General features: G+C 61.2%; 22 protein-coding genes and 1 other RNA gene. 9 read left to right on the top strand and 14 right to left on the bottom strand.

All coding sequences use genetic code 11. The features are described 5' to 3' along the window. Window positions 1-4: 4 nt before the first annotated feature. From murC to rsmI, 13 genes are all read right to left on the bottom strand, one after another. Window positions 5-1,450 (bottom strand): UDP-N-acetylmuramate--L-alanine ligase, encoded by a 1,446-nt coding sequence (gene murC / locus IE111_RS06115; protein ID WP_189607603.1) that lies wholly within the window; start codon window positions 1,448-1,450, stop codon window positions 5-7. Continuing rightward, on the bottom strand, window positions 1,447-2,526 hold the full coding sequence (murG, locus tag IE111_RS06110) for an undecaprenyldiphospho-muramoylpentapeptide beta-N-acetylglucosaminyltransferase (protein WP_189607602.1): 1,080 nt from the start codon (window positions 2,524-2,526) through the stop codon (window positions 1,447-1,449). The genes murC and murG overlap by 4 nt, the downstream gene beginning before the upstream one ends. Beyond that, window positions 2,523-3,710: a putative lipid II flippase FtsW gene (ftsW, locus tag IE111_RS06105; protein ID WP_189607601.1), complete on the bottom strand. Its 1,188-nt coding sequence runs from the start codon at window positions 3,708-3,710 to the stop codon at window positions 2,523-2,525. Before ftsW ends, murG begins: the two co-directional genes overlap by 4 nt. Further along, window positions 3,707-5,047 (bottom strand): UDP-N-acetylmuramoyl-L-alanine--D-glutamate ligase, encoded by a 1,341-nt coding sequence (murD, locus tag IE111_RS06100; protein ID WP_189607600.1) that lies wholly within the window; start codon window positions 5,045-5,047, stop codon window positions 3,707-3,709. The genes ftsW and murD overlap by 4 nt, the downstream gene beginning before the upstream one ends. 1 nt (window position 5,048) lies before the next feature. Next, a complete protein-coding gene (gene mraY / locus IE111_RS06095) occupies window positions 5,049-6,131 on the bottom strand; it encodes a phospho-N-acetylmuramoyl-pentapeptide-transferase (protein ID WP_189607599.1) in 1,083 nt (360 codons plus the stop codon). Then, the gene (locus IE111_RS06090) at window positions 6,131-7,474 is read right to left on the bottom strand and encodes a UDP-N-acetylmuramoyl-tripeptide--D-alanyl-D-alanine ligase (protein ID WP_189607598.1); all 1,344 of its coding nucleotides are present in this window, start codon (window positions 7,472-7,474) and stop codon (window positions 6,131-6,133) included. The genes mraY and IE111_RS06090 overlap by 1 nt, the downstream gene beginning before the upstream one ends. Next, window positions 7,464-8,909, bottom strand: a complete 1,446-nt coding sequence (locus IE111_RS06085; RefSeq protein ID WP_189607597.1) for a UDP-N-acetylmuramoyl-L-alanyl-D-glutamate--2,6-diaminopimelate ligase — start codon at window positions 8,907-8,909, stop codon at window positions 7,464-7,466. The genes IE111_RS06090 and IE111_RS06085 overlap by 11 nt, the downstream gene beginning before the upstream one ends. Then, complete coding sequence (locus IE111_RS06080) at window positions 8,906-10,573, bottom strand: peptidoglycan D,D-transpeptidase FtsI family protein (protein WP_189607596.1); 1,668 nt, start codon at window positions 10,571-10,573, stop codon at window positions 8,906-8,908. The genes IE111_RS06085 and IE111_RS06080 overlap by 4 nt, the downstream gene beginning before the upstream one ends. Window positions 10,574-10,619: 46 nt before the next feature. Further along, complete coding sequence (gene ftsL, locus IE111_RS06075) at window positions 10,620-10,904, bottom strand: cell division protein FtsL (RefSeq protein ID WP_189607595.1); 285 nt, start codon at window positions 10,902-10,904, stop codon at window positions 10,620-10,622. 16 nt (window positions 10,905-10,920) lie between these two features. Further along, window positions 10,921-11,880, bottom strand: a complete 960-nt coding sequence (rsmH, locus tag IE111_RS06070) for a 16S rRNA (cytosine(1402)-N(4))-methyltransferase RsmH (protein WP_229805246.1) — start codon at window positions 11,878-11,880, stop codon at window positions 10,921-10,923. After that, window positions 11,877-12,356, bottom strand: a complete 480-nt coding sequence (gene mraZ, locus IE111_RS06065; protein ID WP_505973608.1) for a division/cell wall cluster transcriptional repressor MraZ — start codon at window positions 12,354-12,356, stop codon at window positions 11,877-11,879. The genes rsmH and mraZ overlap by 4 nt, the downstream gene beginning before the upstream one ends. A 584-nt stretch (window positions 12,357-12,940) precedes the next feature. Next, window positions 12,941-13,284: RNase P RNA component class A (gene rnpB, locus IE111_RS06060), an RNA gene on the bottom strand. A 253-nt stretch (window positions 13,285-13,537) separates the two neighbouring features. Next, complete coding sequence (rsmI, locus tag IE111_RS06055; RefSeq protein ID WP_189607593.1) at window positions 13,538-14,398, bottom strand: 16S rRNA (cytidine(1402)-2'-O)-methyltransferase; 861 nt, start codon at window positions 14,396-14,398, stop codon at window positions 13,538-13,540. Between the two features lie 94 nt (window positions 14,399-14,492). Between rsmI and IE111_RS06050 the strand changes: the two genes are divergently transcribed. The 7 genes from IE111_RS06050 to ppa all read left to right on the top strand — a co-directional run bounded on the left by IE111_RS06050 (window position 14,493) and on the right by ppa (window position 21,103). Continuing rightward, window positions 14,493-16,319, top strand: a complete 1,827-nt coding sequence (locus tag IE111_RS06050; protein ID WP_189607592.1) for a penicillin-binding protein activator — start codon at window positions 14,493-14,495, stop codon at window positions 16,317-16,319. Continuing rightward, on the top strand, window positions 16,319-16,675 hold the full coding sequence (locus IE111_RS06045) for a YraN family protein (protein WP_189607591.1): 357 nt from the start codon (window positions 16,319-16,321) through the stop codon (window positions 16,673-16,675). Before IE111_RS06050 ends, IE111_RS06045 begins: the two co-directional genes overlap by 1 nt. A 43-nt stretch (window positions 16,676-16,718) precedes the next feature. Beyond that, window positions 16,719-17,312 carry a D-sedoheptulose-7-phosphate isomerase gene (locus tag IE111_RS06040; protein WP_189607590.1) on the top strand — a complete coding sequence of 198 codons (594 nt, stop codon included), beginning with the start codon at window positions 16,719-16,721 and terminating at the stop codon, window positions 17,310-17,312. After that, complete coding sequence (locus tag IE111_RS06035; protein WP_189607589.1) at window positions 17,312-17,878, top strand: BON domain-containing protein; 567 nt, start codon at window positions 17,312-17,314, stop codon at window positions 17,876-17,878. Before IE111_RS06040 ends, IE111_RS06035 begins: the two co-directional genes overlap by 1 nt. A gap of 90 nt (window positions 17,879-17,968) precedes the next feature. Beyond that, entirely contained in the window at window positions 17,969-18,868 is a 900-nt protein-coding gene (locus IE111_RS06030; protein WP_189607588.1) for a universal stress protein, read from the top strand. A 95-nt stretch (window positions 18,869-18,963) separates the two neighbouring features. Then, window positions 18,964-20,247: a 3-phosphoshikimate 1-carboxyvinyltransferase gene (aroA, locus tag IE111_RS06025; protein WP_189607587.1), complete on the top strand. Its 1,284-nt coding sequence runs from the start codon at window positions 18,964-18,966 to the stop codon at window positions 20,245-20,247. 325 nt (window positions 20,248-20,572) lie between these two features. After that, window positions 20,573-21,103 (top strand): inorganic diphosphatase, encoded by a 531-nt coding sequence (gene ppa / locus IE111_RS06020; RefSeq protein WP_189607586.1) that lies wholly within the window; start codon window positions 20,573-20,575, stop codon window positions 21,101-21,103. Between the two features lie 205 nt (window positions 21,104-21,308). Here the strand turns inward: ppa and IE111_RS06015 are convergent, their stop codons facing one another. Beyond that, the gene (locus IE111_RS06015; RefSeq protein WP_189607585.1) at window positions 21,309-22,337 is read right to left on the bottom strand and encodes a DUF2333 family protein; all 1,029 of its coding nucleotides are present in this window, start codon (window positions 22,335-22,337) and stop codon (window positions 21,309-21,311) included. A 267-nt stretch (window positions 22,338-22,604) separates the two neighbouring features. On the opposite strand from IE111_RS06015, the gene aroQ reads away from it, so the two are divergent. After that, window positions 22,605-23,045, top strand: coding sequence for a type II 3-dehydroquinate dehydratase (aroQ, locus tag IE111_RS06010; RefSeq protein WP_189607584.1), 441 nt, complete (start codon window positions 22,605-22,607; stop codon window positions 23,043-23,045). Between the two features lie 11 nt (window positions 23,046-23,056). Continuing rightward, window positions 23,057-23,515, top strand: coding sequence for an acetyl-CoA carboxylase biotin carboxyl carrier protein (gene accB, locus IE111_RS06005; RefSeq protein WP_189607583.1), 459 nt, complete (start codon window positions 23,057-23,059; stop codon window positions 23,513-23,515). The last annotated feature ends 11 nt before the right edge of the window (window positions 23,516-23,526 follow it).

The raw sequence follows: 23,526 nt of genomic DNA, 5'->3' as shown, positions 1-23,526 counted from the left end.
CCCGTCATTTCTTGAAGCCCAGCTGGGCCTTGGCGATTTCGGCGGAAATCGTACCGATGTCGCCTGCCCCCTGGGTCAGCAGCAGATCCCCGTCCTGCAGCACATCCGGCAGGATCTCCAGGACCTTGTCCTTGTGTTCGATAAAGATCGGATCGACCCGACCACGCAACCGGATACTGCGACTCAGGCTGCGACCGTCGGCGCCGGCGACCGGCTCCTCGCCGGCCGAATAGACATCGAGCAACAGCAGGACGTCGACCTTGGACAGGACATCGACAAAGTCCTCGTACAGATCGCGCGTCCGGCTGTACCGGTGCGGCTGGAACAACACCACCAGCCGCTTGTCCGGCCAGCCCTTGCGAATGGCATCGAAGGTCACTTCCAGTTCGCGGGGATGGTGGCCGTAATCGTCGACCAGCATCACCTGACCGTCGGGGATCGGATAATCACCCTGCACCTGAAACCGTCGGCCGACGCCGTCGAAGGTGTTCAATCCTTCCCGGATGCCGTCGTCGGACACGCCCTCGTCGGACGCCACGGCGATCACTGCCAGAGCATTCAGCACATTGTGTAGACCCGGCATGTGCAGCACGATTTCCACTGGCGCCATGCCGCTCGGCCGGGTCACGGTGAACTCGGTCTTGATGCCTTTCTGACGGATGTCGACTGCCCGGTAGTCGGCTTCCTCGCTGAGCCCGTATGTCACGAACTGCCGGGACAGACGCGGCAGAATGGTGCGTACGTGTTCGTCGTCGATGCACAGGACCGCAAGCCCGTAGAACGGCAGGTTGTGCAAAAACTGGATGTAGGTGTCCTTCAGCCGCTCGAAGTCGCCCTCGTAAGTGCCCATGTGATCGGCGTCGATGTTGGTGACGATCGCAGTCATCGGCTGCAGATGCAGGAAGGACGCATCGCTCTCATCCGCCTCGGCGACCAGATAGCGACTGGTCCCCAGTCGCGCATTGGCGCCGGCACTGTTCAGCTTGCCGCCGATGACAAAGGTCGGGTCGAAGCCGCCCTTGGCCATGACCGACGCCATCAGCGAGGTCGTCGTGGTCTTGCCGTGGGTGCCGGCCACGGCGATGCCATGTCGATAGCGCATCAGTTCGGCCAGCATCTCGGCGCGGCGCACCACCGGCACGCGCCGGTCCAGTGCCCATTTCACTTCCGGGTTTTCCGGGTTGATGGCGCTGGAGACGACGACCACATCGGCCCCGGCGACATTGGCTTCGGCGTGATCGATAAAGATCTGAATCCCCAGCCCCGCCAGCCTATCGGTCACGGCGCTGCTCTTCAGGTCCGACCCACTGACTTCATACCCCTGGTTGTGCAGCACTTCGGCAATGCCGCACATACCGGCACCGCCAATGCCGATAAAATGGATCCGGCGGATGCGGCGCATCTCCGGGATCGGAAATTCTTGTCCCTGGTTCAGGTCCAGACTGCTCATGCGGCTTGCTCCAGTATCAATTCGTTAACAACCCGGACCACACGTTGGGCCGAGTCCCGAATGCCGCAGCGCCAAGCGGCTGTTGCACCCGATTTCAATGCGTCACGATGGCTGTGCCAATAGGCCAGCCGCTGGCCGAGTCGTTCGGCCGTCAATTCGTTCTGGTCGATCACTTCCGCCCCCTGGCAGTCCACCAGCCATTGGGCGTTGCGGTATTGCTGGCGGTCCTTGTGCCAGGGATAGGGCACCAGCAGGCTGTACAACCCGACCGAGGCCAGTTCGGACACCGTCGATGCACCGCTGCGGCAGATCACCAGGTCGGCCCAGCCATAGGCCTTGGCCATGTCGTCGACAAATTCGACCACGCTCGCCTCGACACCGGACTGGCGATAGACGGCCAGCGTCGGCTCCACCTTGTCGCGTCCGGCCTGGTGCCAGATCTCCGGCTGGTTCCCGGTCGTCATCGTCGCCACAGCCGGTCCGATCACCTCATTCAGGGCTTTGGCGCCCTGGCTGCCGCCCATAACCAACAATCTGAGACGCCGATGGCCGCCGACACCGCGCTTGGCCGGTTCCGGCAGGGAGCGCAGGGCTTCACGGACCGGGTTCCCGACCACTTCAACTTCGCCCGAAAAGGTGTCCGGAAAAGCCTGCAGCACCCGATCGGCCCGCTTGGCCAGACGGGCATTGGTCAGGCCCGGCACCCCATTCTGTTCGTGCAGGACCAGGGGTACCCGACACAGAATCGCGGCCAGGCCGCCCGGCGCGGAGGCGTAGCCGCCGAACCCGATCACCGCGACGGGCTTCAGTCGCTTCAGGATGCCCAGTGCCTGCCACAGGGCGGACACCAGATTGATCGGAGCCTTTACCTTGCGTACCAGGCCTCCACCCTGCCAGGCCGAAACGGCCAGGCCCTGAAAATCGTATCCGGCCTTGGGGACCAGTTCTTTTTCCATGCCCCGGTTCGCGCCCAGCCAGCTCACCGCGTAGCCCTCGGCCTGCAGTGTCTCGGCGACAGCCATGGCGGGGAAAATGTGTCCGCCGGTCCCGCCGGCCATGATCAACACCCGCTTCATGACTTCGCCTCCCCGGCCAGACGCAGGGTCTCGCCGTAAACGCGGTTCACCAGGGCCACCAGCGACAGACAGACCAGCAAACTGGTGCCGCCGGCGCTGAGGAACGGCAGCGTCAACCCTTTGGTGGGCAACAAGCCGGTGTTCACACCGATGTTGATCAACCCCTGGATCGCGAACAACAGCGCGATGCCGTAACAGACAAAGGCGCCAAACAGGTAATCCTTCTGCTCGGCCAGGCGACCGATGGCGAACATCCGGTACACCAGTACGGCGTAGAGCGCCAGAACGGTCAGTACGCCGATCAGCCCCAACTCTTCGCCGATGATGGCCAGGATAAAATCGTTGTGGGCTTCGGGCAGATAGAACAGCTTCTGCATCGAATTGCCGAGCCCGACACCGACCCATTCGCCGCGACCAAAGGCGATCAACGACTGGGTCAGCTGGTAACCGCTGCCGTACACATTTTCTTCGGACCAGGGATCGAGGAAGGCCAACAACCGCTGCACCCGGTAACTCTGCGAAAAGGCCATCGACGCCACAGCCCCGGCGGCGGCGATCACCGCGAGGAAAAACTGCCCGGCCTTGACGCCGCCCAGGAACAACATGCCCAGGATGGTGCTCAGAACCACGACCACGGTGCCGAAGTCCGGCTCCAGCAACAGCAACACCACCATGACCGACATCACCAGCAAAGGCTTCAGAAAGCCGGACCAGCGACTGATCACCTCATCCCGGCGCCGCACCAGATAGGAGGCGACGTAGAGAATGATGGCGACCTTGCCGAGTTCGGAGGGCTGAAACCCGACCGGACCCAGATCGATCCAGCGAAAACTGCCTTTGACTTCCTTGCCGATGCCCGGAATCAGGACGATGACGAGCAACGCCAGGGCGGCGAACAATAACAACCAACTGGTGGCCTGCCAGACCTTCATCGGCACCGTGGACAGAACCGCAGCGAGGCCGATGCCGGCGGCCAGATAAATCACGTGACGAATCACGTAGTGATAGGGCACTCCGAATCGCTGTTGACTGACGTCGATCGACGCCGAGGCAATCATCACCAACCCGAGCACCAGCAGCGCCAGGCAACTGCCCAGCAACCAGCGATCCGGTTGCCACAGCGGTTGGTACGCTTCGCTCAAGCGATCGGTCAGCAGGGGCAACGCTTTGGCTTGTGCCGTCATAAACGCCCCTCCACCCAGGTCCGGAACGCATCGCCCCGGTGTTCGAAATTACGGAACTGATCGAAGCTGGCGCAGGCCGGGGACAACAGAATCGTGTCTCCGGCTTCGGCCAGGTCGCTGGCCTGCTGCAAGGCTTCTTCCATCGTTGCGACTTTATGGGTGGTATCGCCCAGGGCATCGGCCAGCACAGCCTGATCTTCGCCATAGGCGAACACGGTCTTGCACAGAGTCCGGACCGGCTCGGCCAAAGCCGTGAAATCCGCATCTTTGCCCTGGCCACCCACCAGCAGGATCAGACGGCCGGGTGCTTCGCGACCCAGTCCGTCGACGGCCGCCAGAGTGGCACCGACATTGGTGCCTTTGGAATCGTTGACGTAGCGAACGCCGTCCACGGTCGCCACGAGTTCGCAGCGATGCGGCAGCCCCTTGAAACCACGCAACGATTCCAGCATCGCAACGCGCGGCAACCTGATGGCATCGCCCAGCGCCAGGCAGGCCAAGGCGTTGGCCAGATTGTGGCGACCGGGCAATGCCACCTCGGAAATCGGTAGCCAGGCATCGTTGCCGCGCGCCAGCCATTCGACCCCGTCTTTCTCGATCAGGCCGAACTGATTCGGATCCGGTGCATCCAGCCCGAATGAGGTGGTCGGCACATCGTTCGACACCAGCGGCGTGGTCAGTGCGTCTTCCCGGTTGAAGACCGCATGGCGGCAGCCGTGGTAAACGCGTTGTTTGGCCTGGTGATAGGCCTCAAAACTGGGGTAACGGTCCAGATGATCTTCGGACACGTTCAACACCGTGGCCACGTCGGCGTTCATCGCCGGCAGCAACTCGAGCTGGAAACTGGACAGTTCCAGGATCGCGAGATCGGCTTCCTGATCCAGCAGCGTCAACGCGGGTTGGCCCAGATTTCCGCCGACCACGAAGGACGCCTTGGCCAGACTCGCCATGTCCGCGAGCCAGGAGGTGACGGTGGACTTGGCGTTGGAACCGGTGATCAGTACCTTGCGTCCCTCGAACGCCCGGCTGAACAGTTCGATATCGCTGGTGATGCGTGCGCCCCGTTCGATCGCCGCGGCAATGACCGGCGTCGCCAGCGGCACACCCGGGCTCATCACCAGGACATCGGCGGTGGCGATCACAGCCTCGTCAAAGCCGCCGGTGTACACCGGCACCTCGGGCCAGGCCTGCGCCATCTCGGCGAGGCCCGGTGGTTGCTCGCGGCTATCGATCACGGACACCCGCTTGCCCTGTTCACGCAAAAAGCGCACGCAGGACAGGCCCGTCGCGCCGAGGCCGACGACCAGGTAATGTGTGTCCGCGGTAATCAATCCCATATCAGCGTATCTTCAACGTTGCCAAGCCAATCAAAACCAGGATCACCGTGATGATCCAGAACCGCACAATGACCCTGGGTTCGGGCCAGCCTTTCAATTCGTAGTGGTGGTGCAGCGGCGCCATCCGGAAGATGCGCCGGCCGGTCAACTTGAACGAGGCGACCTGTAAAATCACCGAGACCGTCTCGGCGACAAAGACCCCGCCCATGATGAACAGCACCAGTTCCTGTCGGATGATGACGGCGATTACACCCAGGGCCGCGCCCAGAGCCAGTGAGCCGACATCGCCCATGAATATCTGCGCCGGGTAGGTGTTGAACCAAAGAAACCCGAGTCCGGCGCCGACCAGGGCGCCGCAGAACACAATCAGTTCGCCGGCGCCGACCACATAGGGAATCTGCAGGTATTCCGAATACACCGCGTTCCCCGCCGCGTAGCAGAACACGCCCAGAGCCCCGCCGATCAGCACGGTCGGCAGAATCGCCAGCCCGTCCAGGCCATCGGTCAGGTTGACCGCGTTGGAGGTGCCGACGATGACGAAGTACGTCAACACCACGAAAAACACGCCCAGCGTGATCGCGATGTTCTTGAAAAAAGGCACATACAGCGTGTTTTCGACGCCACCGCCCGAGGTCAGGAACAACGCCAGGGCCGCGCCCAGGCCGATGACCGATTGCCAGGTGTATTTCCAGCGCGCCGGCAGGCCGCGACTGTTGCGCTGCACCACCTTGCGATAGTCGTCGACCCAGCCCACGGCACCGAAACCGGCGGTCACCAATAAGGTGATCCAGACATACCGGTTGCCGAGGTCGGACCAGAGCAAGGCCGAGACGATGATCGAAATCAGGATCAGCGCCCCGCCCATGGTCGGCGTACCCGCTTTGCTCAAATGGCTCTGCGGACCGTCGTGGCGAACCGACTGGCCAATCTGGTAATGACGCAGTTTTCTAATCAGCCAGGGGCCGACGATGAGCGACACGAACAGCGCCGTCAGAACACCGAAAATCGCTCTCAGCGTCAGGTACTGCAGCACCCGGAAGCCGGAATCGAGCTCAAGTAGGTATGGAGTCAACCAAACAAACATCAGGGTTTCCTTTTCAGGGTCTCGACGACCCTTTCCATGCCCGCACTGCGCGATCCCTTGACCAGTACTGCGGTGGTTTCAGTCAAGCGTGACGGCAACGCCGCCAACACAGTTTCCAAGGTATCGAAATGCCGACCGCCGAAGGCGTCGGCCGTGTGCCGGGACAGGGTCCCGACCGTCCAGAGATCACCGATTCGCCCCCGGGCATACTGCCCGACTTCCCGGTGCAGGGACTCGGCGAGATCTCCCAATTCGCCCATGTCCGCCAGGATCAACAAGGTGTCGTCACCCTGTTCGGCCAACACATCGATGGCCGCCTTGACGGCCGCCGGCGCGGCGTTATAGGCATCGTGAATCAACAGGCCGCCGTGCTGGCCGGCCATGGGTTCCAGCCGGCCCGGCTGGGGCTTCATTCGGGACAGGCCCTCGGCGATGTCGAGTGGCGACACCCCGGCGAGCCAGGCCGTGGCCGCCGCCGCGGCCGCGTTCAGGGCCATGTGCCGGCCGAGCATGGGCCATTCGACGGAAATATCCCCGTCCGGCAACGACAACGAGAACGCACTGCCGGCGTTCGTCGGTTGAAATTCGATCAGGCAGACATCGGCCCGGCTGTGCTGACCGAAGCTGATGATGCGCCGGTCACCGGCCCGCTTCAGCCAGGCCTGGTAGGCCGGATCATCGCGATTGAGCACACAGCCGCCTTCGCGGTCGGTCGCCTCCAGTATCTCGCCTTTCGCCTCGCGCACTTTCTCCAGTCCGCCGAAACCGCCCGCGTGTGCCTCACTGGCATTCAACAACAGGCTGATGTGCGGCCGGCTGAACCCGGCCGTCCAGGCGATCTCGCCAACGGCGTTGGCCCCCAACTCGAGCAACACCCGCTGATGCCGGTCGGTCAGACGGAACCAAGTCTTGGGCACGCCGATGTCGTTGTTGAAGTTGCCTTCGGTGGCCAGCAATCCCGGCTGCTGGCCGAAAATGTGTTGCAGCATGGCCCGCGTCGAGGTCTTGCCGGCACTGCCGGTTAACGCCACGACCTGCCCCTGGAAAGCCTGGCGCAACAGACCGGCCAGATGCCCCAGAGACTGGCGACCGTCCGGTACGATCACCTGGCTGATCGGACAGTCCGCCTGCGGCTGTTCGACCACCAGGGCGCTGGCCCCTTTATGCAAGGCCGTGGCGGCGTAGTTGTGACCGTCGAAGTAGTCGCCTTTCAACGCGACGTAGACATCGCCGGTTTCCACGGTTCGGCTGTCGGTCGATACCGTACCGATCACCTGGTCCTCGCCCTGCAATTCGCCGCCGCAGGCCCGGGCCCACTGACTCAAAGTCGGGTCACTCCACATACCGTTCCTCCTGCCACGCCAGTACCGTCTCCTGATCGGAAAAGTGGTGGCGCACGCCCTGAATCTCCTGATAGGACTCATGCCCCTTGCCGGCAATCAGGACCACATCGTCCGGCGAGCAGCGGCTTAGAGTGTCGAAAATGGCCTGTCGACGATTGGCGATTTCGACCACCTTCTCCGGCCGGGCGAAGCCCACCCGGGTATCGGCGATGATGTAGGCGGATGCTTCGCTGCGCGGGTTGTCGTCGGTCACCACGACAAAGTCGGCGCCGCGCTCGGCCGCGGCCGCCATTTCCGGCCGCTTGCCCTTATCGCGATCACCGCCGCAGCCGAAGATCACCCCCAGTCGACCCTGAACATGGTCGCGGCAGGCCCGCAGAGCTTTTTCCAATGCGTCCGGCGTATGGGCGTAATCGACCACCACCGTGGGGCCGTTTTTTATCAGCACCCGCTCCATCCGGCCTTTGACCGGATGAACATTGGACACAACCCGGGCCGCTGTGGATAACGGCACGCTCTCGGCCAAGAGGACGGTAAAGGCTGCCAGGGCATTGCTCAGGTTGAACACACCGAGCAACGGCAAATTCAGTTCGACCGCGCCCCAGGGCGTGCTGACCTGGGCATCCAGACCCGTCGGGCGACAGCGGTGGTCGGTGACGCGGACGTCGGCATCCCCGGCCAAGCCATAGGTGAGTACGGAATCCGCCCGGACGCTGTCCAAATGGGCACGTCCCCAGTCGTCATCCAGGTTGATCACAGCGTTGACCAGGCCCGGCCACTGGAACAGACGCCATTTCGCGGCACCATAGGCGTCCATGGTGCCGTGATAATCGAGGTGATCACGGCTCAGATTGGTGAAGACGGCGGTGTGAAAGCGCACGCCGTCGACCCGACCCTGATCCAGCCCGTGGGAGGAGACCTCCATGGCGCTGAACTGACCGCCCTGCTCCAGCTGCCGCGCCAGTTCGCGATGCAGGCGAATGACGTCGGGCGTCGTGTTCAGCGTTTCCTGCAGGGCACCCCACAACCCCTGGCCGTTGGTGCCGATGATGCCGCACCGTTTGCCCAGAAAATCCAGCGACTGGGCGATGTATTGGCAGGTGGATGTCTTGCCGTTGGTACCGGTGATGCCCACCATGGCCAGATGATCGGTCGGATTGTCGTAGAATCGGTGCGCCAACTCGCCCAGGCGGGTACGCAGGTCGTTCATGACGATGACGGGAACCGCTTTGTCACCGACTGAACGCTCGGCCAGAACGGCCGAAGCGCCGGCCGCGATAGCCGAGTCGATGTAATCGTGACCGTCGAAGGCGCGCCCGGACAGTGCGACGAAAACATCATTTCGCCCCACTTCGCGACTGTCCAGCGTCAATTCCCGAGCCTTCAGGCCCGCCAATTCGGGATGATCGGGCAACCAGTTCAGCAAGGATTTCATGAGTCACCTCCCAACCGGGCCTGGGGCGGAATCCGGTCCGGCTGCACGCCGAGCAACGGCAACGCCTGGGTCATGATGCCGCGAAACACAGGCGCGGCCGCCTCCCCGCCGAAATAGGCATCCGTCGGCGGCTCGTTAATGACGATCACAGCGACGATTCGGGGCTCATCCGCCGGAGCGATACCGACGAAGGACGCCATGTATTTTTCATCTTCATACCCCTGCGCACCCACCTTGTGGGTCGTACCGGTCTTGCCGGCGACGCTGAACCAATCCAGTGCCGCCCGGGTACCGGTACCTTTGGGCTCGACGACGGTTTCCATCATGCCCAGCACCTGGCGGGCCACGTCTTGCGGCACCACCTGTTCACCGATCACGGCGGGAGTATCCATCAGGATGCGGGCGTTAACCTGCCGTCCGTCGTTGGCCAGGGTGGCGTAGGCCTGAGCCAGCTGCAGCGGCGTGACCGCCAGGCCGTAGCCGTAGGACATCGCCGCTTTATCGACCGCATGCCAGTTCATCGGGTTGGGCAAACGACCGGCGGCCTCGCCCGGGTAACCGATCCCAGTGGTTTGACCGAAGCCCAGACCGTAGAGAGTCTCCCACATGCGCTGACCGTCCAGTTGCTGGGCAACCTTGGCGATGCCGACGTTGCTCGACTTGGTGATAATCCCGGTCATGTCGAGCACGCCGTAATTGCGGAAATCGCGGATGGCGTAGTCACCCACCCGCAAATAGCCGGGATTGGTATCGATGGTTGACGAGATGGAAAACTGCTGACTGGACAGCGCCACCGCCATGCTGATCGGCTTCATCACCGAGCCGGGTTCGGCCTGGTCGGTCATGGCTCTGTTGCGGGTCGCCGTCGGGTTCAACTGAGCCCGGTTGTTCGGATTGAAGCCCGGCTGGTTGACCATGGCGAGGACATCGCCATTGCGCACATCCATGATCACCACCGAACCGGCCAGGGCGTCCAGCTGGGTCACGGCTTTCTTCAACTCCCGATAGGCCAGGTATTGCAGGCGCAGATCGATCGTCAGACGCAGATCCTGACCGGCTTTCGGTGCTTCGATCAGCCCCACGTCCCTAACCGAACGTCCGAGCAGATCACGAATGACTTCTTTCTTTCCGGATTCGGAACGCAGCTGGTTTTCGAATGCCAGCTCCACCCCTTCCTGGCCATGGTCGTCGATATCGGTGAACCCGACGACATGAGCGGCCACTTCGCCGGCCGGGTAATAGCGCTTGTACTCGGTCAGACCGTAAACACCGCGAATATTTCGGGACAGAATTCGCTCGGCCTCATCCGGCGTCATGTGCCGGTTGATATACATGAAAGCCCGGTGCTGCTGGCGCCGGGCTTGGAGGGTTTTCGCGGAGACGTCGGCGGCTTCCGCCAGCCTAGGGATGTCCGCCTCCCGAAGCTCCCTCGGGTCGGCCCAGACCGAGACGACCGGGGTGCTGACCGCTACCGGTTCACCGTGGCGGTCGGATAACATGCCGCGCGGTGCGTTGATCACTTCCAGACGCTGCCAACGCGATGTCCCCTGCTCAATGAGGAAATCTTTTTCCAACACCTGCAAACCGACCACGCGCCAGACGACGATGGCGAGCAACGCCACCAGTACCGTCTGCACGAAGTAGAACCGCCAGTTTGCCAACATGTGGTGTTATCCCCTCTTCTTTATTTGGTGATGGGTCATGCCCACCCTATGGATCCCGATTCAGATCCAACCACCGAACCTGATCTGCCCCGGGTTCGGACATCTTCAACTCATCCCGGGCCAGTCGTTCCACTCGGGACGGGGAAGAAAACGCACTCTCTTCCAACAACAACCGCCCCCACTGCTCGTCCAACTGTTGATTGCGCTGGCGTAACTGCTCCAGTTCGGCGAACTGGACCCGGGTCTGATACGTCACCAGCACCACCGCGAAGGCCGATGCCAACACCAATCCCATCAACCCGACCGTCAACCAACGCGCCGGCCGGGTCATCAGGCCGCCTCCGTCTTCATAACTTCTCCGCCACCCGAAGCGTCGCGCTGCGGGAGCGCACATTCACGTCGATTTCCGCCGCGCTGGGCTTGATGCCTTTACCCACGCGTTTCATGGTGCGCCGGATCTCGGAATCCGGTACCGGCAGGTCCGGCGGCAGATCCGGCCCCTTTTCCTGGTTGCGGACAAACTGTTTCACCATCCGGTCTTCGAGGCTGTGAAAGGTGATCACCGACAGTCGCCCGCCCGGCGCCAACACGTCCACGGCATCGTTCAACAGCGCTTCCAGGTCGCTCAGTTCGCCGTTGATGAAGATGCGTATAGCCTGAAAACTGCGTGTGGCCGGGTGCTTGTTGCGCTCCCAGGCCGGATGCGCGACCTTGATGATCTCGGCCAGCTGCAATGTCGACGTTAGCGATTGCTCACCGCGCGCCTTGACGATGGCACGGGCAATGCGCCGACTGTGGCGCTCGTCGCCGTATTGATAGAGCACATTGGCCAGCGTGGTTTCATCCACCCGGCTCAACCAGTCGGCCGCGCTTTCGCCCTGGCTCGGATCCATGCGCATGTCCAGCGGACCGTCGGACCGAAAGCTGAACCCACGGGACGCGTCGTCCAGCTGCGGCGAGGAGACACCCAGGTCCAGCAGCAGACCCTGCACTTGCCCGACCAGGCCCAACTCAGCCAGACGCGTCTTTAATTCGGCGAAGCTGGCGTGACAGACAACAACCCGGTCATCCTCTTTCGCCAGAGCCTGCGCCTCGGCAATGGCCTGGGGGTCCTTGTCGAACACCACCAATTGACCGTCGGCCGCGAGTTGCTCAAGCAATAACCGGCTATGCCCGCCTCGCCCGAAAGTGCCGTCGACATAAACACCATCACCCACGCGCAACGCATCCACCGCTTCATGCAGCAGTACCGTTTCGTGGCTGAAGTCGGGCGCTGTCGCGCTTGTCCGATCGGTGCCTTTCTTCACAGTGAAATTTGCTCCAATTCGGCGGTCATGGCGTCGTCGTCGCCGGCCTCTTCCAGGTAGGCGTCGCGGGTTTCGGCCCATAGATCTTCGGACCAGAGTTCGAATTTATTGCCTTGCCCCAGCAGCACGACCTTCTTGTCCAGCTGGGCGTAGTCGCGCAGCGGTGGTGGCACCAGAACGCGACCGTTGCCGTCCATCTCCACATCGGTGGCATGCCCGATCAGCAAACGCTGAATGCGGCGCGCGGCCCGATTGAAGCTTGACAACGAGGAAATTTTTTCCTGAATCACTTCCCACTCGGGAAGCGGATAAATCAGCAAACAGCGTGCTTCGGTGTCGATGGTGATGACCAATTCACCTTCCGCCAGGGACTGCAGCGAAGACCGGTACCGGCTGGGCACGGCAAGACGACCCTTGGCATCGAGAGCCAGGGTGTGCACGCCCCTCAGCATGATGGTGTCTGTCGTCCGCGCCATGTGAATGGTGTCCGCTGTTATTGGTCGATGGGCGGCCTAGTCGCCCTGCCTGTCCTGGCCGGGTTAGCGGTCACTCACAGCCCCGATAACCCACTTTCTTCCACTTTTCTCCACTAGCCGACACTATAGGAGCCGTCTGCCCCACAAGCAAGTGGTCACTAGCCTGGGAGGCCAAAAAAAATCCTATAAAAACAGGCAGTTAGGAATTGGATCACAACTTTGGCAGGTAAAGTTAGCGAGTACTGACATACTAATTTCAAGCATCGCAAGCCACTTGCGATCAAGAGTTAAAGTAAGACTTTAAGTTAAAGATTTTTTTCGAATAAGGAATTAGACATTCAGGAAGGATTGGTTTTAAAAACGGCACGAACAGTGGTTAGATGTGACGAACCTCACAGAAAACCTCCGATTAAGGTTCAACAGAGGCTTGACTGACATTGCATTGTCCGGCTTTTCGAATTATCCACAAGCGCGGATAGGAAGGGCCGATGTAAGGAAGGTGAAAAGCCTAGAATGAACGATGCAACGATGAGCATGGGTAGGTCAAGGCTCGATCGTTGTGGTACCGACGGGTAAAGCAAGAGAGTGTGAGCCGGCCGGTAAGCCGGGTTCTGTCTTGGGCAATCATTCGTCTAGCCTTGAGGTCACCCTCAAGGTCAAGCAGCCTACCCGGTCCCAGCGCGGGCCACGCCTAATGGGACCCTATTTGGCCTTGCTCCGGGTGGGGTTTACCATCGCCAGCCCTGTTACCAGGACTGCGGTGCGCTCTTACCGCACCTTTTCACCCTTACCGCCCTTGCGGACGGCGGTTTCCTTTCTGCTGCACTTTCCGTCGGCTTTCGCCGCCCAGACGTTATCTGGCACCCTGCCCTGTGGAGCCCGGACTTTCCTCTCCTTCTTACGAAGCAGCGATTGCCTGGCCGACTCACGGGGCGAACCATAATGGTTTTCGTTCGATTCGCAAGCATTATCGTGGTTGGGATTGTTTCGTGCCTGTGGCCCGCGGCCGGAGGTGGGGTATGGCCCTGCCGGGGTCGCCGTGAATACGTCCATGTAGGCTAGGCCGCAGCATCCCTGCTGCGGACTACCCCTGCAGAGCCATACCCCACCTCCGGCCACTCACCCCCAGCCTCATAACGCTCTATTCCCTCTCCCTTGTGCGGTCCGACGCTTCGGGAGGGCTAGGGAGTACCTTTATCCAATCCCGTAATCAACTCATACCACTGCTTCTTCCTTCCCCCGATCAACTCCACCATCGCAGCAGCCGCCTGCTTCGGCGGCATCAGGGGCCCGAGTGTCTCGGCCAGTTTCCTCGGATCCAGGCCGAAATCCTCCGGCTCATCCGTGGTGCCTCCTACGACCAGCACAAATTCCCCCTTTTGCTGGTTCGAATCGCTCTCCACTTGTGCTACTACCTCTTCCAACGTGCCCCGCAACACGGTTTCGAAGGTTTTTGTCAGTTCCCGGGCCAGCGTGATCGGACGCTCGGATCCGAAGACGGTTTTCATGTCGTTCAGGCTGTCGAGAATGCGGTGGCTGCTTTCATAGAACACCAGGGTTCGGGTGTCACGGGCCAGTGTTTGTAGCCGTTTTTGCCGGGCACCGGTCTTGGCTGGAAGAAAGCCTTCGAAGACCCAGCGGTCGGTTGGCAGGCCGGAGACGCTGAGGGCGGTGATGACGGCGCTTGGGCCGGGAATGGGGTGGACAGTGTAACCGGCTTCGGCGACGGCTTTGACCAGATGGTAGCCGGGGTCGGAGATGAGCGGGGTGCCGGCATCCGAGATGAGTGCGACGGATTGATCATCCCGGAGTAAAGAAAGGATAAAGCCGGTACGGTCGCGTTCGTTGTGTTCGTGCAGGGAAACGAGTTTTGGGCGGGCGTTCAGGTGGTCGAGCAGGCGCTTGCTGTGACGCGTGTCTTCGGCACAGCACACGTTAACGCCCTGTAAGACGCGGGTGGCGCGCATGCTGATGTCGTCGAGATGGCCGATAGGGGTGGCGACGACGTAGAGAGCCGGGTGAAGGGTGACGCTGTCTGTCATGAAGGACCTGCTGGGTATTGGGTGAAGCGCGTTTCAAGGCGCGGGCTTTGTAGAGTAGAATGCCCGGTCACAGATTGTAACCAGCCCAGAGTCGATGTTGAAAATATCCTTTTGTAGGCGCTCGGTCCGGCTGTCGGCCTGGCTGATGGCCGCCCTGTTGGCCGGTTGCGCCGGTCAGGCAACGAAAACCGATCAGGCCGAGCCGGTCGAGGACGCGGCGAGCAGCGAAGCCTTGGTGACCGAGCGCCTGGACACCGCGCGCGACTTGATCGAGCAGCAACGTACCGAAGAGGCGGAAGTGGTTCTCAGTGCGCTGCAGTTCGACCGCCTGAACACAGCCCAGAAAACCGACTATGCGGAGTTGAAGGCGGAAATCGCTCTGATTCTGGGGGATGGCCAGGAAGCCTTGAACTGGCTGTCCGGCGACCGCGCCTATTTGTTCGACGGTCTGCCGATGGAGCGCCAGATTCAAATTCGCTTCAAGCGAGCCGAGGCGCACGAATACGCTGGAGAATACCTGGCTGCATCGCGCGAGCGCATTTTTCTGGCGCCGCTGCTCGACGGCGATCAGGCGACCTACAACCACGAGCAGATCTGGTTCGATCTGCAACTGGTGCCGGAGGAATCCCTGCGGACCCTGGCCGAGTCCGAATCCAGCCCGGACCTGACCGGCTGGCTGGACCTGGCATTGATCGCGCGTGAAAACGTGGAAGACGTCCGCCAACAGGTATTGGCCATCGATGACTGGATCAATCGCCACCCGAGCCACCCGGCGGCGCAACAATTACCGGGTGACCTGACGCTGCTGCGTCAAATCGCTCGCCAGCAGCCGCGGAACATCGCGGTGTTGCTGCCTCTGACCGGCCCGCTGGAGAAAGCCGGCAAGGCGATCCGTTCGGGCATACTGGCCGCCTGGTACGAGGCCCGGAGCCTGGGGCGGGAAACGCCGTCGCTGACCTTTTTCGATACGGCACTGAATCAGGATGCCTACAACGTCTATAAACAGGCGGTGTTCGAAGGCGCCGATCTGGTGATCGGCCCATTGGACAAAGCCAGTGTCCAGCGCCTGCAAAGCCAGGAAGTCTTGTCGGTTCCGGTGCTCGCGTTGAACTACAGCGATAACCGGAATGAGGCGCCGCACAGTTTTTATCAGTTCGGGCTGGCACCGGAAGACGAAGCGGAGCAAGTCGCCAACCAGGCCTGGCAACAGGGAATGCGACGGGCCATGGTACTGGCACCGGACAGCGACTGGGGTCGCAAGGTCAGCGACGCCTTTATCCGCCGCTGGGAAATCCAGGGCGGCCACATCACCAGCAAATCACTGTTCACCCGGCCCGACCAATACCTGAATACCGTCAAGCGGGCGCTGAACGTCCACGACAGCGAACAACGCCACCGCAATCTGCAACAAATCCTGGGGCGCAACATCGTGTTCGAACCGCGCCGCCGCGAGGACATCGATGTGGTCTTCATGGTGGCGTTCCCGTCCCAGGCCCGGCAGTTGAAGCCGGTGCTGAACTATCAGTTCGCGTCCGATCTCCCGGTCATGGCCACGTCTCACCTCTATGGCGGTTCGGACAATCCGGACCGGGACAAGGACCTCAACGGCGTGTCCTTCGTGGAAATGCCGTGGAAACTGCGGCAAACCCCGCTGGAAAACACCGTCGAGATCGCGTTCGACGAGCTCTATACCGGCTATGAGACCCTGGTGGCGCTCGGCGTCGACGCCTACCGGCTCTATCCGCGCCTGCCCCAGTTGCAGCGATTCCCGGATGCGCGCGTCTACGGTGTGACCGGCACCTTGCGGCTGGACGAGAAGCGCCGGGTTCATCGCGAACTGACCTGGGCCGAGTTCATCGAAGGTCGCGCGGAAACCCGGACCGGTCTGGACGATTCATTGTCTCCGGACACCTGGCGCTGATGGTTTGGCGGCCAACCAAAGGACAGGCAGCGGAAACACTGGCCGAGCAGTGGTGCGTTCAGCAGGGCTGGAGTCCGATCACACGTAACTTCCGGGTAAAGGGCGGTGAAATCGACCTCATCTGCCTCGACGATAATACCCTGGTCTTTATCGAGGTGCGCCAGCGTCGCAGCGAGCGCTACGGCGGTGCCGGCGCCTCGATCACCGCCGCCAAACAGCGTAAGCTGATCATCGCGGCGCAACAGTTTCTGCAGGGCCATCGCGAACACGCATCGCGCCCCGCCCGTTTCGATGTCATTACCCTGGGACGGGACGACGACCTGAACTGGATTAAAAGCGCTTTTACCGCCGGATGAAGATATTCCACCGGCTTGGGAGCCTCTGAATAATTAGGCGGATATGAACCCGGACGACATCATCTACGAACAGATCGGTCTGAGCCTGGAGACGTTTCAGTTGGCGGCCGAACAGCTCGACGAGCTGATGCACCACGGTGCCGACCTGCTGACCGATGCCTTGCTGAACGATGGCAAGATCCTGGTGTGCGGCATGGGCACCTCGGCCGCCAATGCCCAGGGCTTCGCCAGCCGCATGCTCAGCCGATTCGAACGCGAGCGTCCGGGATTACCGGTGCTCGCCCTGTCCGGCGACGGTACATTAATGAGCGGCATCGCCCACGACACCAACCCGAACGATATCTATGCCCGACAGGTACGCACCCTGGGCCATGAGCCGGACGTGTTACTGGCGATTTCCGCCACCGGTAATGCACCGGCGGTGATCAAGGCCGTACAGGCCGCCCACGAAATGGGGCTGTGCGTCGTCGCACTGACTGGAGAAAACGGCGGTGACATCGCGGCACTGCTGGAAGAGAACGATGTTGAGTTGCGCGTGCCGGCCGATAAACTGGGTCTGATTCAGTTGACCCATCATCTGTTGTTGAATTGTCTGGGCGAATTGATCGAACACCAACTTTTTGGAAGCGAACTGTGATGAAAATTCTGAGCTCACTGTTGCTGGTATTGATGCTGACCGGTTGCACCACCCTGATGGGCAGCGCCACCGGAGACAAACCCATCACCCCGGACCCCGAAGGCCGTAGCATGGGGCAAGTCATCGATGACAATGCCCTGGCCACCCGCTTGACGGTCAACCTGACCAAGATCGACACGCGCTTCGATCAGGCGCAGTTCGATGTCCACGTGAATGATGGCGTGGTTTTGCTGGTCGGCCAGGTCCCCGATGGTTCGATGATCCCCAAGGCCACCGACATGGCCCGAAACGACCCCCAGGTCGAAGCCGTACACAACCATCTGGAAGCGGCGACGCCGACCTCGGCCGGCGTTCGCGCCAATGACACCTGGTTGGCGGTCAAGGTCCGCTCGCGCATGTTCACCACCGACCATTTCCCGTCCTCCAACGTCAATATCATTGTCGAGGAGGGCGTGGTGTATCTGATGGGTCGCGTCGGCGAGGCTACGGCAAAACAGGCGGTCAAGCTCGCCGCCGAAGTGAATGGCGTGCAGAAAGTGGTCACCGTCTTCACCCTGGTCCAATAGTCGGACAGCGTTCGCCGGTGACTGGGCGATTTGCTCCCCAGGGTCTACGCTTTAGGCATGACACTGACGTCGACCCTTGGGAGAGTCGCCATGTTTGCACAAAAACACATCGTGGTTCTGATCGATCCGGCCGAGGAAAGCGCTCTAGCCGTGCGCAAGGCCAGCCGCCTGGCCCGCATTGACAAGGCGCGCCTGACCTTGTTCGCCAGTGGCTACAACGCGACCCTGGCGTCCAATCACCCGCTCAATCCGGACACCGCCGACCAGGCCAAGGACGCCTATATGCGACGTCTGATGGAAGGCCTGGAAACCATCGCCGATATCGCTCGCAACGACGGCGTGGAGGTGACCACCAAAGGCGTCTGGGACAAACACGCCGGTCCGGCGTTGATGAACTTCATCGAGGAAGAACCGGTCGACATGGTGGTCAAGGCCACCCACCACCAGAACGTCATTCAACGGACCTTTTTCAGCCAAACCGACTGGGAACTGATCCGCCACTGTCCGGTACCGCTGTTGCTGACCAAAGCCAACGCCTGGAACGACCCCATCCGACTGACCGCCGCCGTCGATCCGGTACAGGCCAATGACAAACCGGACACCCTGGACGAACACATCGTCCGCTGGGGCAAGGATTTCGCCACTCATCTGGGCGGCCGACTCGAACTGCTCCACGTCTACGACCCGACACCACTGCTGATCTACCTCGACCAACCGACGATCGACAGCGCCGACATCAGCGAGGAGATTCGCGAACAACACGAGCAGGCGCTGGCCAAGCTGGCACAGGACCATGACATCCCGAAAGACCAGACTGTGCTGGAAACCGGCTCAACCCTGTCAGTCATCCCGGAACACCTGCATCAGACCAACACCGACATGGTCATCATGGGGGCCGTCGCCCGCAGTGGCCTGGAGCGTTGGCTGCTCGGGCATACGGCGGAGAAGATTCTCGACCGCATCACGGTGGACATCTTAATCGTCAAATAACGCAACACTATTATTCAGGTCGTTGCCCTGGATGCAAGATGACCCCAAGCTGGCGTACAATCGGGTAATCGGACCCACCCAGAACATGGATCATCATGCACAGCCTGACGCTTCCACACCTCACGCACGCCCGGGGAGAGGTTACCATCCCCGGTTCCAAGAGTTTGTCCAATCGCATTCTGCTGCTGGCCGCCCTGGCCGAAGGCACCACGACCGTCACCAATTTGCTGGTCAGCGACGACATACGTCACATGCTCACCGCCCTGAAGTCCCTCGGGGTCGACTATCGACTCAGCGAAGACGGTACCCGCTGTGAACTGACCGGTTTGGCCGGCCCGCTGGCGCGCGGCCAGGAACTGAGTCTTTTTCTGGGCAACGCCGGTACAGCCATGCGCCCCCTGACCGCGGCGCTGTGTATCGGTAATGGCACCTTCGAGATGACGGGCGAACCGCGCATGGCCGAACGGCCGATTGGCGACCTGATCGACGCCATGCGCCCCCTGGGTGCCGAAGTCGACTACCTGGGCGAACCCGGTTTTCCGCCCCTGAAGATTCAGGCACAACACCTCAGCGGCGGCACCGTCAGCATCGACGGACGCATTTCCAGTCAGTTTTTAACCGCCCTGTTGATGGCCGCGCCGCTGCTGAACGACGACCTGACGGTTCAGGTCAGCGGCGAGCTGGTCTCCAAGCCATACATCGAAATCACGCTGGATGTCATGCGCCAGTTCGGAGTCGACGTCCGCCACGACAATTACCAATCGTTCCACATCCGAGGCGGACAGCACTACGTGAGCCCGGGCGACATTCAGGTTGAAGGCGACGCCTCCAGCGCCAGTTATTTCCTGGCGGCCGGCGCCATCGGCGGCGGACCGGTCCGCGTACACGGCACCGGCAAGGCCTCGGTCCAGGGCGATGCCCGGTTCGCCGAAGTGCTGGAACAGATGGGGGCCCGGGTGGTCTGGAGCGATCACTGGATCGAAGTATCGCGCCAGGGCCCGCTCAAAGCCGTGGATGTCGACCTGAACCACATTCCGGACGCGGCCATGACCATCGCCACCACGGCCTTGTTCGCCGAGGGCACGACCTGCATTCGCAACATCTACAACTGGCGCGTGAAGGAGACCGACCGGCTCAGCGCCATGGCCACCGAACTGCGCAAGCTCGGTGCCGAGGTGGACGAGGGTGAAGACTATATCGCCGTCACCCCTCCGGTCCGGACACAGCCCGCGGCGATCGATACCTACAACGACCATCGCATCGCCATGTGCTTCTCGCTGGCCGCCTTCGGCGACGCCGAGATCACCATCAACGACCCGGGCTGCACCTCCAAGACCTTCCCGGACTACTTCGAGCGTTTTGCCGGCATAACCGAATAGTCAGGAGGCTGTCCGAGAATAGCGGTTTCGTGGCTGGGTTTGCCCCTGAGGCGGGGGTAGCCCTCCCTGGGGCCGCCATGAACCCGTCTATGGGGGCTTGACGGCAGCAGTCCCTGCTGCCCACATCCCCCGGGAGGGCTACTCCCGCCGCAGGGGCTTGCTGCCATGCCAAGCACCAGCTCCCTCTCCCTTTGGGAGAGGGACTGTTTTCGGACAGCCTCCTAGCTGCATTGCACCCGGTCAGTCCGTATAATGACCGACCCTTGAATACGCTGGCCGGGCCCGTCCCGGCCGACATGAAACTCGACTTAAGTGAGGCCCATCGATGAGCTACTCCCAGATCCCAGCCGGCAAGGACGTCCCGAACGACGTCTTCGTTGCCATTGAAATCCCGGCCAACGCCAGCCCGATCAAGTACGAGATCGAGAAAGACTACGACGCCCTGATGGTCGACCGGTTCATGGCCACCCCCATGTTCTACCCGGCCAACTACGGCTACATCCCGAATACTCTGGCCGACGACGGCGACGCCGTGGACGTTCTGGTCGTCACACCGTATCCGGTGGTTCCGGGCTCCGTTATTCGTGCCCGTCCGGTCGGCGTACTGGAAATGACCGACGAAGCCGGTTCCGATGCCAAGGTCGTCGCCGTCCCGCACAGCAAATTGACCGCTCTGTACGACGACGTGCAGGAAGTCACCGACCTGCCGCCGCTGTTGCTGGAGCAGATCAAGCACTTCTTCGAGAATTACAAGGATCTGGAGAAAGGCAAGTGGGTCAAGGTCGATGGCTGGGACAATGCGGCCCGTGCCAAGGCGATCATCGAAGAGTCGGTGAAGGCGTATGACAACCAGTAATACGGCTTGCTCGAATGCGAAAAGCCCGGCCATGTGAGCCGGGCTTTTTATGAGTGGACGATGGATAGTGGCCGGGCTTCTATAAGTTGTTGGATTACGCGCTCTCGCGCTAATCCAACCTACGCAACTTAATCCACCATGAGCTGCATCACAGGTAGGTTGGATTAGCGCGCAAGCGCGTAATCCAACGATACTGCCCGTACCCTCAACCGGTCGCCAGCAACTCCCGCAGGTCGATCAGTGCCGCATTGGCCCGCGAAATATAATTCGCCATCACCAGGGAGTGATTGGCCAACACACCAAAACCACTGCCATTGAGCACAATGGGTGACCACAGGGTCCGCTGCGTCGCCTCCAACTCCCGAATGATCTGCTGCAGGCTTACCCGGGCGTTCTTGTTGTCCAGAATGGCGCCGAAATCGGATTCGATCGCCTTCAGGATGTGCAACAGCGCCCAGGACGCGCCCCGCGCTTCGTAAAAGACGTTGTCGACCTGCAGACGCGGTGTCTTCACCTGCTGCTCGATGCCCGACGGAGTCGACTGGTCGGCGGGCCGGTCGAGATTGAGCCGTTGCTCGGTCACCGAGGCGCTGAGACGCTGCGACAGGGAGCCCAGACGGGTTTCCACATCACCGAGCCAGCGATTCAGGTTGTCCGCGCGGGCGTAAAACTGCGCCCGGGTGTTTTGCGGATCGGACAACCGCAACAAATAGGATTCCACGTACTCGGCCCCTCGCCGATACTCGCCTTCGGTGGAGGGCAACATCCAACTGGCGTGATCGAAATGGAACAAGGGTTCGGCCCGCGACAAGTCAGGATCCTCGGTCGACTGGGACTGGGAGCGACTCATATCGCGCCGCATCGCCCGGCTCAGGTCACGCATCTGGATGATCACCCCGAACTCCCAACTGGGCATGTTGTCCAGCCACAGCGAAGGCGGTGTGACGTCGTTGGACAGGTAGCCCCCGGGTTTTTCCAGCAGGGTTCGAGTCAATTCCATCAGCGTGAAGGTGGTTGCATACCCCACCACCAGCTCACGGTTGTTCTCGCTGGCATGCTGCTCGGCCATGGCGACAACATCCAGTTCCTCCGGTTCGTTACTCCAATACCAACCGATCAATACCAACACCACGAACACAACCAGGACGGCGGCGCCCGCCCATTTGCCGCCCCGGCGCCCCGGCACCAGACGCCTCAATACCCGACCCAGGCCGGACAGACGTTCACGCAACATGTTGTTTACTCCCTGCAAAATTCCCACTCAGCTTAGTCATACGACCGTTCGAAACCAAGGGACATCAGTCATATTCGTGGAGAAGCCTTAAAACACGGGTCGGCCGACAGGATCGGATCCCGCTTAAATCGCAATAAATCGCGAAGCTTATTGAATAAAATTCACAACTAAAATTCGCCCTTCCAGTTGTTCGACGCATTTAACACCACTATCGTCTACATTTCCGTGCATATTACCGGATATTGATCACCTGACTCGGACATCGGCATGGCGAAACTCCTGTTACTGAACGGACCCAATCTCAACCTGCTCGGCACGCGCGAGCCCGAGGTCTATGGGAACACCACCCTGGCCGATATCGAACAACACCTGACCGAAGCCGCCACCAAGCTGAAACACGAGCTTGATTGCCTGCAAAGCAACCACGAAGGTGTGTTGATCGATCGCATTCACGACACGGCCCCTGACGGTACCGACTTCATCCTGATCAACCCCGGAGCCTTTACCCACACCAGTGTCGCATTGCGTGATGCCCTGGCCGGGGTCGCCAAGCCCTTCATCGAACTGCATCTGTCCAACGTACATGCCCGGGAGTCGTTCCGGCAACATTCCTATCTCGCCGACCTCGCCGTCGGTGTGATCGCCGGTTTCGGCCGGCACAGTTACGATCTGGCCCTGCAGGCCGCCCATCACCATCTTTCGCGCTAGAGGACACCACCATGGACATACGCAAGGTCAAGAAACTGATCGAGCTGCTGGAAGAATCCGGCATCGATGAAATCGAGATTACCGAAGGCGAGGAAGCCATCCGCATCAGCCGCACTTCCCGCTCGCTGAGTGCACCGGCGGCGCCGGTTCACTATGCGGCCCAGCCCGCTCCTCAACCGGAAGCCGCGCCCGCCCCGGCCGCCGCTTCAGCGCCCGAAGCCGATCCGGAACCGTCCGGTCACGCGATTCGCTCGCCCATGGTCGGCACCTTCTACCGCGCCCCCAGCCCGACCAGTCCGTCCTTTGTTGAAGTCGGCCAACAAGTGAACAAGGGCGACACTGTCTGCATCGTTGAAGCCATGAAGATGATGAACCAGATCGAGGCGGACAAGAGCGGTACCGTGGAAGCCATCCTGGTCGAAAACGGTCAGCCGGTCGAATTCGATCAGCCGCTGATCACCATCAGCTAACGAGGCCCGTC

Origin of the sequence: Saccharospirillum salsuginis, from assembly GCF_014651855.1 — a bacterium.
Taxonomy (GTDB): Bacteria; Pseudomonadota; Gammaproteobacteria; order Pseudomonadales; family Natronospirillaceae; genus Saccharospirillum; species Saccharospirillum salsuginis.
Note: the sequence above shows the minus strand (reverse complement) of the source record. Positions and strands in the feature narration are given on the sequence as shown.